Below are 12,337 nucleotides of genomic sequence, written 5' to 3'. Positions count from 1 at the left end.
ACTTGGAGGATTACGTGGCTTCTCCTCATCTTCGTTCCCTAGCGTGTTTAGATAACCCACAACTACCCATAGAAACACCTCTCTTTGAGCAAGAAGCTCTCTCCCATGAGCTTCTTTCTCTTATTCAGGTGTTCCGTAAATTATCTGTCCATCTTCTCTCTGAAATCGAAAAATTATCTCAGAAACTAAAACCTGAGCTTCTTGAACTTGCTGTCCTCGTCTGTGAAAAATTTCTGTACAGAAAGCTTGCCTGTACAGAAGAACTTGCTCTCCTAATCTCCGCAGCTCTGCAACATCATTTAGCTACTTATGCCGTCTCTCCCATAAAAATAGGTTTACATCCTGAAGATCTTTCAAACCTATCTAAATGGTTAATCCTTCACGATGTTCCCTTACTCAAAAATATCGAATTCATTGCAGATCCTTTATGCAAGAAAGCTAGCTATAAAATAGAACTCCCTTCAGGAATTCTGAGACAAGACATCGGGGAAGAGCTGTCCCATCTACTGAGTGTACTCACTCCATAAAGCGGCATCAGCTACAAACATTACGTACGAGAGATCCTAAAAAACCAAGGAATCCCCCAACCACGTACATGGTATGACTCATTTACAAGAAGAAACTCTGTTGATCCATCAATGGCGCCCGTATCGAGAATGTGGGATTTTATCACGCATATCAGGATCTCTTCTGGAAGCTCAAGGGCTCTCCGCATGCTTAGGAGAACTCTGTCAAATTTCTCTATCTCGGTCAGACCCTATTCTAGCTGAAGTAATTGGCATTCACAATCGCACGACATTATTACTCGCTCTGACTCCCATATACTATCTTGCCATAGGAGCCGAAGTAGTTCCCTTACGCAGGCCTGCCTCTCTTCCTCTATCCAACCATCTTTTAGGAAGAGTCCTTGATGGATTCGGGAACCCTTTAGATGGAGGACCTCAGCTCCCTAAAACGAACCTTTCCCCTCTATTTTCTTCTCCCCCTTCTCCTATGTCGCGTACTCCGATCCAAGAGGTATTCCCTACAGGTATCCGCGCAATCGACGCCCTACTTACCATAGGAGAAGGACAACGCGTAGGCATCTTTTCAGAGCCTGGAGGAGGGAAATCTTCTCTTCTGTCTACGATAGCAAAGGGTTCCCAACAGACAATCAATGTCATTGCCCTAATAGGAGAACGTGGTCGTGAGGTGCGCGACTATGTCAACCAACACAAAGAAGGCCTAGCCGCTCAACGTACCGTTATCATCGCCTCTACCGCTTATGAAACTGCAGCTAGCAAAGTCATTGCAGGCCGCGCAGCAATCACAATCGCAGAATATTTTCGAGATCAAGGAGCTCGCGTATTATTTACTATGGATTCCTTATCTAGATGGATAGAATCCCTTCAAGAAGTAGCGATCGCGAGAGGAGAGACACTATCTACACACCACTATGCTGCATCCGTTTTCCATCATGTTGCAGAGTTCCTAGAACGTGCTGGGAATAATGATAAAGGATCTATCACATCTTTTTATGCCATTTTGCATTACGCAAACCATCCAGATATTTTTACTGATTATGTAAAATCTCTTCTGGATGGGCATTTCTTTCTCTCCCCTCAAGAAAAAAGCTTTTCTTCTCCTCCTATCAATGTATTAACGAGCCTTTCGCGGTCTTCTCGTCAGTTAGCTCTCCCTCATCATTATGCTGCAGCTCAAGAGCTTCTCTCCTTACTCAAAGCCTATCATGAAGCTATTGATATCATCCAACTAGGAGCTTATGTCTCAGGACAAGATGCTCACCTCGATAGAGCCATTCGTTTGCTCCCCTCCGTAAAACAATTCTTATCTCAACCTTATTCTCATTACTCAGCTATTCATGAAACTATTGAACAACTGTGCCAACTGTTGAAACATGAATAAAAAACTCCAAGATCTGTCTAAACTGCTCACTATTGAGCTTTTCAAGAAACGTACACGGTTGGAAACAGTAAAAAAAGCGCTCTCCACAATAGAACATCGCTTACAACAAATACAGGAGCACATCGCGAAAATTTCCTTAACAAGGCACAAACAATTCCTATGTCGGTCATATACCCATGAATATGACCAACATTTAGAACATTTACAAAGAGAGCAAACTTCTCTATATAAACAGCATCAGACCCTGAAAACGTCTTTGAAAGATGCTTATGGCGACATACAAAAACAACTAGACCAAAGAAAAATTATCGAAAAGATCCATGACAGTAAATATCCTATAAAGAGCGCGAATAACTAAGGCCACCTACAATGACCGACTCCTCGTATGTAGATTTATCATTTCTATTGGATCAGCTGCTTCCTATTCAACAGGAGCATTTATTAGAGTATTGGCCTTCGTTATCCCCTCAACAAAGGCTACGGTTAGGCACTCAAATCGCTCAAATCGATATTCCTTTTTTTCTTCGTCAGCAAGCGTTACTACAAAATCCTCAAGCCTCTCATCAAGAATATACTCCCTTATCCCCTGTACACTATGCTGGCGACAACCCTGCTTATGCCCAGCTGGGCTTCCAGCTATTGCAAAGAGGTAAGGTTGGTTGCGTCGTATTAGCTGGTGGCCAAGGATCGCGATTAAAATTTGATGGGCCCAAAGGGCTCTATCCTGTTTCCTCTGTAAAGAAAAAACCTCTTTATCAACTAGTTGCAGAGAAGGTAGCCGCGGCTAGCAAATGGGTAGGGAGACCATTGCCATTAGCGATTATGACCTCCCCTCTTAATCATAAACAGACCCTCTCTTACTTTGCTACTAACGACTATTTTAATTTGTCTCCCTCCCAAGTAGATTTTTTTTGCCAGCCGCTCTGGCCTCTCCTTTCTTTATCCGGAGATCTGTTCCTAGAATCTGAAGATCGTCTATCTCTCGGACCTACAGGGAATGGCTGTCTATCCACATTATTACAATCTTCAGGAATCTGGGATAAATGGCATCAAGCAGGGATAGAAATGGTTAGTGTAATCCCTATAGATAATCCCTTAGCATTGCCTTTTGATAGAGAACTCGTTGGCTTTCATGCAGCGGAACACAATGATGTCACTATCAAAACTACTTTACGACAAAGTGCACAAGAAGATGTCGGAGTCTTAATCGAATTAGCAAAACAAAAAATTGCAGTTGTTGAATACTCCACACTCACTACTAAAGAACGTTGCGTGAAAACTACAGAGGGAGATCTCACCTATAAACTCGCAAATATCGGCTTGTACTGTCTATCTATGGACTTTCTAGCGCAAACAGCATACCAACCTCTTCCTCTTTACAAAGCGAATAAACATGCTAAGCAATTACATCCCTCTACCACTGAAAAAAATGCTTGGAAGTTCGAAGAATTTATTTTTGATTTGTTCCAATATAGCGAACACAGTCAAGCCATTGTATATCCTCGCCACGAATGCTTTGCTCCTCTCAAAAACTATGAAGGGAACCATAGCCCTGCAACAGTTCGAGAAGCTATGCGCAAAAGAGAACATGCTCTATTTACTGCTGTTACGGAAAGAAAACTTTCTCCAAATACAATATTTGAATTAGAAGCGGATTTTTATTACCCTTCCTCCCATACTTCCTTAGAGTGGGAAACTAAGATATTTTTCCAGGAAACAATTATTGAGGCCTCATGAAAGAGACTATAGCCTACCTAGGAATGGGCATGTGGGGATTTTCCCTCGCCAATCTTCTTGCTAATAATGGTCATCGTGTAGTGGGATGGGCAAGAAACCCTGCACTGATCGAACAGTTGTCTGTGCAACGTCGACACCCAGCAGCTCCTCATATCTCCATTCCTCAGAATCTTTCTTTCACATCCCACATGGAAGAAGCTCTAGATGGAGCGACGATGATTGTAGAAGGAGTGACCTCAGCAGGAATGAGACCTGTTCTAACACAACTCAAAGCTTTGACAGAGCTTCGCGTTCCTCTAGTAATCACATCAAAAGGTATCGAACAAAATACAGGCTTACTCCTAAGCGAAATCGCTTTAGAAATATTTGGCCGTCCCGCCGCGCAACATCTAGGCTATCTCAGTGGGCCCTCTATTGCCAGTGAAGTCCTTCGTGGATGCCCTTGCTCAGTTGTTATCAGTGCGTATAACCCTGATACTCTAAAACAAATTCATCGAGCTTTTCTCACCCCTACATTTCGTGTCTATCCTAATAGCGACCTAAAAGGAGTTGCGTTAGGAGGAGCACTGAAAAATGTAATCGCCATAGCTTGTGGAATCTCTGACGGATTCCGCTTCGGGGATAATGCTAAATCTGGACTTGTTACCCGAGGTCTGCATGAAATTCGTAAATTTGCCACCATCATGGGATGCCGTCCAGATACCTTGAATGGGCTCGCAGGTCTAGGAGACCTCTGTACCACCAGCTTTTCTGCTTTCAGTAGAAATACCCTCTTTGGGAAATTGCTAGCCGAAGGCCTGACTCCTGAACAGGCTAAAACAAAAATTGGTATGGTGGTCGAAGGGGTGTACACGGCTCTCTCTGCTCATCAAATTGCTACACACCACAGAATAGACATGCCGATTACCACCAGCGTCTATCGCGTTCTCTACGAAAATCTCGATATTCAGGAAGGGATCGCTCAGCTTCTCCAACGTGATACAAAAGAAGAATATTTGTAAGGTTCTTCTTCAATGAGAAAAGACTAAAACGCCTTCCCTGCTAGAGAGACGATGTTTTTCCTTTGTACAATTTTTTGGCATTTGCTAAAGATACGGATCAGTCCCAGACCACAAAGAAAGGCCCTTGACTAAATGAGTAGCAAGCTAGTGAACTATCTCCGTTTGACTTTCCTATCTTTTTTAGGGATCGCATCTACTTCATTAGACGCTATGCCTGCGGGGAATCCGGCGTTTCCAGTCATCCCGGGGATTAATATTGAACAGAAAAATGCCTGTTCTTTCGATTTATGTAATTCTTATGATGTACTATCCGCACTGTCCGGTAACCTGAAGCTCTGCTTCTGCGGAGATTATATCTTTTCAGAAGAAGCTCAGGTAAAAGATGTCCCTGTCGTTACCTCTGTGACAACAGCTGGGGTTGGTCCTTCTCCTGATATTACTTCGACAACCAAAACGCGAAATTTCGATCTCGTGAACTGTAATCTCAATACAAACTGTGTAGCTGTAGCTTTTTCCCTTCCTGATCGTTCGCTGAGCGCGATTCCTCTGTTTGATGTGAGTTTCGAAGTGAAAGTAGGAGGACTGAAACAATACTACCGCCTTCCCATGAATGCCTATCGAGACTTCACCTCGGAACCTCTCAATTCTGAATCAGAAGTTACGGACGGGATGATTGAAGTACAGTCCAATTACGGATTTGTTTGGGATGTTAGCTTGAAAAAAGTCATATGGAAAGATGGCGTTTCCTTTGTAGGCGTCGGTGCAGACTATCGCCATGCTTCTTGCCCTATTGACTACATCATTGCAAACAGTCAAGCTAATCCAGAAGTATTCATCGCTGACTCGGATGGGAAACTGAACTTCAAGGAGTGGAGTGTCTGCGTAGGTCTTACTACCTATGTGAATGACTACGTTCTTCCTTACTTAGCGTTTTCTATAGGGAGTGTTTCTCGCCAAGCTCCGGACGACAGCTTCAAAAAATTAGAAGATCGCTTCACTAACCTCAAATTTAAAGTTCGTAAAATTACCAGCTCTCATCGTGGAAACATCTGCATCGGAGCGACAAACTATGTCGCCGATAACTTCTTCTACAACGTAGAAGGAAGATGGGGAAGCCAGCGCGCTGTGAACGTCTCCGGAGGATTCCAATTCTAACCCCCCGAACCCTCTTCTCTCATGTCTAGCTAGAAGCCAATGTTCTATATACATTATGTAAGAGTTTCAAAGAGGCTGTAACTAAACTCCATTGCTGATGCATAGCTCGCATTTGTAGTTCTAACATCAACTGATTCGTTTGTGCTAAATCTCCAAAATTCTGTACGTCTGCAAGAAAATAGGTAAAGAAGTTTAAAAGCCCACCTTTCGTTTCTCCAGAGGAAATATTGATCTCCCCATCGACAACCTTCCCTTCCAAGTTTTGTAAAGTAACTACGGAAAAAGAAGATCCCATAATCTCATAAGCAGGGCTGTATTCATCTCTACCAGGGATAAATGATAATCCTCGCAATCCAGTAGACAGCTCTTGCATTTGGGAGATACAGACATCTAAAGTCTGAATATACCCATTTGCCATATCCTTGAGCTGAGTCTTGTGCTCTGTCGTTAAAGAATTATTTGCCTCTATGTTCTTAATAATCTGTGCCAGCTGCTGCTTGGCATTCTCAGCATTTTTAATATCCTTTCTCAACTGGCCAGTCTCTGTTTCATAACGATCCAAGACCATCTGATAGCCATATTTAAAGTTCGCAGTTCCTGCTGTCTGCCCAATGTAAGAGCCTAAGTTGTAAACGATAGGCGCGTTATTAAAACTTTTCACTAACTCTAAAACTGGGCTAAATAATGTCTGTGCATACCCTGAAAAACTGAGCTCTCTTGCTAATGCATACAGAGCCTCTTCCTGTGCAGGAATATACTTATCAAGAAGGATATACGCAAAAGCCGATTGAAAAGGCATCTTATTCACAATACTATCATCCACAGGATGCAACTCCTCAGCAGTCGTTAATGCCTGAGGACCTAGTACCTTGGACTCTAGTTGTTGCTGGAGCTCTTTTCTCTCTCTCTTACGCGCTTCTCTTTGACTCTCTTCAGTCCATAGAGCTTGCATCAAAGACATCTCGGAGCCTGTTTTTAAGAAATCTTGACGCAAACTCTCTACGAACTCTTTATTTAGTCCTAACTGATGCGCATCGTTCAATAAATCTTGAAATACTTGAAGATACGTTGCCGCCTCATGCAACTGCGTGTAGTCGGCTGCTACTTCTGCAGGGGAGACTCTGCGTTCTCGAGGAGCCGCAGTCTCTATTGTTGGAACAAAATACTTTTGTCCTTCTGGAATCGGATAGTTTCTCATAATCGTTTTTGCCCTCTAAAACGATTTTATTTAAATCTACGGATCAACTTAGCAAAAATCTGATTCATTAATGCTAAGGCTGCTGCTACCATAGTCCACTCTTGTTGAATCGCTGCGGACTCCATTTGTAGAGCTAATTGCTGATTCTGGTTGAACGACGTGTAATCTTGCTGCTTGCTCTCTAAACTCTGTAAAACCTGCTGCTCTCCCCCAGGCATCACACCATTACGCCCACCTTCAATCACAGCACTTTCAAATGTTGTAAGCTGCTGAATCCAAGTATCGAATTCCTTCGATCCAATCTTAGCAGTAAAAGCCTCATCCACTTCATCAGGCTTGCTTACGCCAGAAATCTGTACCTTAGAAACCATGACGTAAACATTAGAGAGGTTGTGATAGAGATTCTCAAATTCAAAAGCATAACTAGCTAACGTCTCTAATAACTCTGCACGCTGAGATGAGGTCAATTCAGTATCCGCATTTACAGAAGTCACTAATTCTTTAATCTTTTCGATAGCTTTTTTACAGTGAAAGAGATCCGCACGACTCCGATCTATCTCTTTTTTCACAGTATCGTTAGCACGAGAAATCACCTCAGGAAATTCCTGCTGGTTCATTTGTCGAAGATACATCCCTAAAGAATAATAGACGTCAGCTGTTTGGAAGCTAACTGCATACGCAATGATATCATTTAAATACCGAGCAGCCTTGTTAGAGAAAGTCATCTGACTTCCTAATGTCTCTAATATGTACTGCTGATTCGGAAGATACTTATCCAACATCAAAGATGAATAGACCATCTGTATTGGAGAGGTCTCTACGAAGGTCTTCTTCGCTTCGACCATAGCATTAAAATAATTTAAACTGGATGGTTCGAGCTTCGCTTTTTTAGTCCCACATTCTGCAATAGCTAGTTCCCAAGCGGTAATAGCCTGATTAATCTTCTGAATACTGGATTCCGAGGCTGTAATCACCTTATTGTAATCCTGTCGAGACATAGTCTTCGTAGGATCAGCTGTCATGAGACTCACAACATCAAAGAAGAACGTAGGATTAAAGAGATTAGTCTCTAATCCTTTATTATCAAAAAGATATACGCCGTTATAATCAGCCGAAGGCTTATTTTTAAAGGTTTGCAATGCTTGATTGGAGATATTAAAACTTGAAGTCTCTCTAGGCGTCCAATATTGGATCTCTTGGTTTAGAAAATTAGTATAATCTGTAAAAGAAGCTTGTGCATTATTGAATACATCCTTCTTAGCAAAACCTAAAGTACTAGCATAATAAGCATATACTAAACTCAACAGACCGTTGAGTTTGACCTGTTCATTGGCTTTCAAATCAGCTAAAGAATTCACATAATCATCAATAGCAGTATGAATGACGTCTTCGTTTTTATCATTTTTAGGATAAAGTGCGCCTATCTCATCAACTGTTGCAGTACGACTCATTAACTGCCGGAATAGACCCGCAAAGCTAAGCAAGCTTTGAATCATATTGCCTTCTAAAGCGTTATACTCAGCTCCTTTTAACCCAAAAATTCCTGTTTGTTCACGCACATCCCAAACTGGATTGAAAATGTCTTTGATCGTGTTGGTTATCTCCCGTATCAACTTGGCAGCCTCTGTAGCTCTCTCAATATAAAGAGAGTACTCCGCCATAGTCGTATTCATCGCATCGGTAACAGGTTCTGATAACGAGGTTACCGAGTTGTAAGTGAGCATGATATTCTGCCAAAAGTTAGTGACTTTACTTTTGGGAATTAACCTCACATTATTTTCATTCTTTAAGCTTTCTATCTCTTTAACAAAGTTTTGAGGAATAGCATAAAGCTTCGTATACTCATCGTCTGTTAAAGATTGTTGCTTGAGTTTATTGCGCAGAGTATTGAGTTCTGTTTGATACTTAGTAACAATCTCTTCTTCTATTGCTGTAGGATCTTGAATCCCCCCATTTTCAGATAATCTGAGCCAATCATCAAAACTATCTGCAAGCCCCTCTCCAAAAACCTGAGCTGCAGCTTTATTAGGATCTGCCAAAATTGTTTCTGAAGAAAGCTCTCCAACAATCTCAATCCCATCAGCGGAAATTTTACTCGTTGTTCCCGTAGTGATAGGTGTAGGTGATTTTTCTAAAGACGGTGTAAATTTTTCTAGATTAACCTCTTCGAGCAATCCTAAAGCCTGTTTCAGCCCCTTGCTTTTTTCATCCAGTTGCTGAAAGAAAAAAACAGCCTGCGGCATATACACTGCAGCAGCATCGACCTGCTCTCCGGCTAAAGCTGCCGTTATATTCTTAGTTAAAGAAATGGATGTAGGTTGTATTGACACGAGATCATCCAGAAAACTATTGTTTTTCTAATTTTAAAAATAAAAAATGTTTTTTAAAACAGAAAAACAATAGTATCTAAACTAGAATAATCAAAACTCGTTTCTTTTTAATTATTTCAATTCGCTTTCTATTCTGGATAATTCTTCAAGAATACGCTGTGGCATATCAGCTCCGAAAATCGAACAATACTTCCGAATATTACTGACCTCAGCTTTCCAACCCTGCGCATCTACAGTCAACAAAGCTCGCAAAGCATCCTCGGATAGATCAAGCCCCGATGTATTAAGCCCTTCTGCTGTAGGTAAATATCCTACCGGAGTACGGTGCGCAATGGCATCCTCTCCATCCGTACGACGGAAGATCCATTCCAATACACGAAGATTTTCTGAGAACCCAGGCCAAATGAACTGCCCGTGCTCATCCTTACGGAACCAGTTGACACCAAAAATTCTAGGCAACTGCAAACCTTTAGTAGCAAACGACAACCAATGCTCGAAATAAGCTGCCATGTTATAGCCACAAAATGGAAGCATAGCAAAAGGATCATGTCGCAGCTTACCCAACTCCCCTACAATCGCGGCAGTTGTCGTTGAGGACATCCCTGCCCCCATCATCACCCCATGCTCCCAGCTTAACGCCTCATATACTAAAGGAATGGTCTCTGTACGTCTTCCACCAAAAATGACCGCCTCTAAAGGAACCCCTTGAGGATTATTCCATTGCGGATCTAAAGAAGGACAATGATCCAACGGAGCTGTAAAACGCGCATTAGGATGTGCTGCAGGCTCCCCTCCAGAGACCCAAGCTCGACCCTTCCAATCAATCATACCTTGCGGAGGCGTGGTAGTTTTACCTTCCCACCATACATCTCCATCAGCAGTCAAAGCTACGTTCGTGAATAGTGAGTCCGCATGACAAGTGGCAAGTGCGTGAGGATTTGTAGTCTCTGAAGTTCCTAATGCCACTCCAAAAAATCCAAATTCTGGATTCACTGCGTATAATCTTCCATCATTACCAGGACGAATCCAAGCAATGTCATCCCCAATACACTCCACCTTCCACCCTGGCAGCTTAGGCATCAACATAGCGAGATTCGTTTTTCCACAAGCGCTAGGGAACGCCGCAGCAAAATACTTCTTCCTTCCTTCAGGGTTAGTCACCCCAATAATCAACATATGCTCCGCTAACCAACCTTGTTGATGTCCTAAATAAGAAGCTAAACGCAAAGCTACGCACTTCTTACCTAGCAATGCGTTGCCTCCGTATCCGCTACCAAAAGACATCACACTACTGTCATCTTGGAAATAGACAATACGCATATGCTCAGGATCACAAGGCCATGCTACATCTTTCTCTCCAGGAGCTAAGGGCTTCCCTACACTATGTAAACACTTATAGAAAGTCCCATTAGAACCCAACATCGCTAAAACAGAAGCTCCCATACGCGTCATGATCTTCATAGAACATACAACATAAGGAGAGTCTGTAATCTCAACACCAATCAAAGAAAATGGAGAGTTCAAAGGCCCCATACAAAAAGGCACAATGTAGAGTGTGCGACCTCGCATACACCCTCGGAATAATGCGTGCAGCTCTGCACGCATCTCTTGAGGATCTCTCCAGTTATTTGTTGGACCAGCTTCTTCTTGAGTCTTGGTACAAATAAAAGTAAATTGTTCAGCACGAGCGACATCACTAGGAGAAGAACGAACGAGGAAGCAGTTAGGATGCAGCTCAGGATTTAGAGGGGTCATCACCCCAGCATCCTGCATCTGCTGGCAAAGCTGTTGGTATTCGGCTTCTGAACCATCGCATAACCTTACGTCGTCAGGTGACACCAAAGCAATTACTTCTTCTATCCAAGATTTTAATCCTGAATGAGTTATCTTAGATATCCAATCGCCGGTCATACTAAACTCTCTTTTCGTTTCTTCAATTGATCCAGATGTTCCAAAGCTTTCCCTGTACCTAAACAGACCGCTAAAAGTGGATGCGGCGCTGTAATAACAGAGAGCCCGGTGTTTTTACTCAATGCTTTATCTAACCCTTTAATCAGAGCTCCTCCTCCGGCTAGCACCATCCCACGCTCTACTAAATCTGCAGAGAGTTCTGGAGGACACTTCTCTAGAGTCAACCGTACACATTCTATAATTTGCTGAATAGGTTCTGCTAAGCACTCCCGGATTTCTACGGAATTGATTCTTTTCGTGATAGGCAGCCCAGCTACCTGATCGCGTCCGCGTACTTCCATCTCCAATTCCTGATCACCTAACGGATAAGCAGAACCTATAGTAATCTTGATCTCCTCTGCTGTCCGCGGACCGATCATTAAATTGTATGTGCGGCGCATATAATTAATAATACACTCATCGAACTCATCCCCTGCTATACGCAAAGAACGCGACTCTACAATTCCTCCAAGAGAAATAATAGCTATTTCTGTTGTCCCTCCCCCAATGTCAATAATCATACTTGCTGCAGGTTCATGTACAGGGAGATCGACGCCAATGGCTGCTGCCATAGGCTCTTCAATCAGAATTACTTCCTGTGCTCCCGCATGCAAAGCAGAATCTTCAACAGCGCGTTTTTCAACACCGGTAATTCCTGAGGGAACAGCAATAAGAATTTTCGGACGAAACATACTACGAGCAGGAGTCACTCGTTTAATGAGGGCTTTTAGCATCCCTTCTGCTATTTCAAAATCCGCAATGACACCGTCCTTCATGGGACGAACAGCTACAATTTTCCGCGGGGTCTTCCCTAACATCGCCTTCGCTTTATGACCTACGGCTAAGACCGCATGAGTCTGTGCATCTACAGCCACAACGGAAGGTTCACTAAGAACAATCCCTCGACCTCGGACATAAACTAAGGTGTTTGCCGTCCCTAGGTCGATACCAACATTCCCGGAAAAAAAATTAAATACACGATCGAAACGACCTAACGCCTTGTTATACAGACGGTTAGACAAATGTTTAATCTTATATAAGCTGCGGTATGGGCTCATAAA

General features: G+C 42.7%; 10 protein-coding genes. 6 read left to right on the top strand and 4 right to left on the bottom strand.

Translation table 11 applies throughout. The annotated features are described in order from the left end of the window. Positions 1 to 2: 2 nt before the first annotated feature. The 6 genes from CTA_RS03900 to CTA_RS03875 all read left to right on the top strand — a co-directional run bounded on the left by CTA_RS03900 (position 3) and on the right by CTA_RS03875 (position 5,798). Positions 3 to 527, top strand: a complete 525-nt coding sequence (locus CTA_RS03900; RefSeq protein ID WP_009872094.1) for a hypothetical protein — start codon at positions 3 to 5, stop codon at positions 525 to 527. Positions 528 to 600: 73 nt separating this feature from the next. Continuing rightward, positions 601 to 1,905: a type III secretion system ATP synthase gene (locus CTA_RS03895; RefSeq protein ID WP_009872093.1), complete on the top strand. Its 1,305-nt coding sequence runs from the start codon at positions 601 to 603 to the stop codon at positions 1,903 to 1,905. Beyond that, positions 1,898 to 2,263 carry a hypothetical protein gene (locus CTA_RS03890; RefSeq protein WP_010725317.1) on the top strand — a complete coding sequence of 122 codons (366 nt, stop codon included), beginning with the start codon at positions 1,898 to 1,900 and terminating at the stop codon, positions 2,261 to 2,263. Before CTA_RS03895 ends, CTA_RS03890 begins: the two co-directional genes overlap by 8 nt. An 11-nt stretch (positions 2,264 to 2,274) precedes the next feature. Then, positions 2,275 to 3,642, top strand: a complete 1,368-nt coding sequence (locus CTA_RS03885) for a UTP--glucose-1-phosphate uridylyltransferase (protein WP_010725316.1) — start codon at positions 2,275 to 2,277, stop codon at positions 3,640 to 3,642. After that, complete coding sequence (locus tag CTA_RS03880) at positions 3,639 to 4,643, top strand: NAD(P)H-dependent glycerol-3-phosphate dehydrogenase (RefSeq protein ID WP_010725315.1); 1,005 nt, start codon at positions 3,639 to 3,641, stop codon at positions 4,641 to 4,643. Before CTA_RS03885 ends, CTA_RS03880 begins: the two co-directional genes overlap by 4 nt. Before the next feature lie 132 nt (positions 4,644 to 4,775). Continuing rightward, entirely contained in the window at positions 4,776 to 5,798 is a 1,023-nt protein-coding gene (locus CTA_RS03875) for an outer membrane protein B (RefSeq protein WP_010725314.1), read from the top strand. Positions 5,799 to 5,823: 25 nt separating this feature from the next. On the opposite strand, the gene CTA_RS03870 is transcribed toward CTA_RS03875, so the two are convergent. From CTA_RS03870 to CTA_RS03855, 4 genes are all read right to left on the bottom strand, one after another. Next, complete coding sequence (locus CTA_RS03870) at positions 5,824 to 6,996, bottom strand: CT620/CT621 family type III secretion system effector (protein WP_011324846.1); 1,173 nt, start codon at positions 6,994 to 6,996, stop codon at positions 5,824 to 5,826. A gap of 26 nt (positions 6,997 to 7,022) precedes the next feature. After that, positions 7,023 to 9,326 carry a CT620/CT621 family type III secretion system effector gene (locus CTA_RS03865; protein WP_011324845.1) on the bottom strand — a complete coding sequence of 768 codons (2,304 nt, stop codon included), beginning with the start codon at positions 9,324 to 9,326 and terminating at the stop codon, positions 7,023 to 7,025. A 111-nt stretch (positions 9,327 to 9,437) separates the two neighbouring features. Then, positions 9,438 to 11,237, bottom strand: coding sequence for a phosphoenolpyruvate carboxykinase (GTP) (locus CTA_RS03860; protein WP_011324844.1), 1,800 nt, complete (start codon positions 11,235 to 11,237; stop codon positions 9,438 to 9,440). Next, positions 11,234 to 12,334 carry a rod shape-determining protein gene (locus tag CTA_RS03855; RefSeq protein ID WP_009872085.1) on the bottom strand — a complete coding sequence of 367 codons (1,101 nt, stop codon included), beginning with the start codon at positions 12,332 to 12,334 and terminating at the stop codon, positions 11,234 to 11,236. Before CTA_RS03855 ends, CTA_RS03860 begins: the two co-directional genes overlap by 4 nt. Between the last annotated feature and the right edge of the window lie 3 nt (positions 12,335 to 12,337).

This window comes from Chlamydia trachomatis A/HAR-13 (assembly GCF_000012125.1).
GTDB classification, from domain to species: Bacteria; Chlamydiota; Chlamydiia; order Chlamydiales; family Chlamydiaceae; genus Chlamydia; species Chlamydia trachomatis.
This window is presented reverse-complemented; position numbering and strand designations above follow the sequence as displayed.

Coding starts and splice junctions, on each gene's coding strand:
- CTA_RS03895 (WP_009872093.1), top strand. CDS start 601: ATGACTCATTTACAAGAAGAAACTCTGTTGATCCATCAATGGCGCCCG.
- CTA_RS03870 (WP_011324846.1), bottom strand. CDS start 6,996: ATGAGAAACTATCCGATTCCAGAAGGACAAAAGTATTTTGTTCCAACA.
- CTA_RS03860 (WP_011324844.1), bottom strand. CDS start 11,237: ATGACCGGCGATTGGATATCTAAGATAACTCATTCAGGATTAAAATCT.
- CTA_RS03880 (WP_010725315.1), top strand. CDS start 3,639: ATGAAAGAGACTATAGCCTACCTAGGAATGGGCATGTGGGGATTTTCC.
- CTA_RS03875 (WP_010725314.1), top strand. CDS start 4,776: ATGAGTAGCAAGCTAGTGAACTATCTCCGTTTGACTTTCCTATCTTTT.
- CTA_RS03855 (WP_009872085.1), bottom strand. CDS start 12,334: ATGAGCCCATACCGCAGCTTATATAAGATTAAACATTTGTCTAACCGT.
- CTA_RS03885 (WP_010725316.1), top strand. CDS start 2,275: ATGACCGACTCCTCGTATGTAGATTTATCATTTCTATTGGATCAGCTG.
- CTA_RS03890 (WP_010725317.1), top strand. CDS start 1,898: ATGAATAAAAAACTCCAAGATCTGTCTAAACTGCTCACTATTGAGCTT.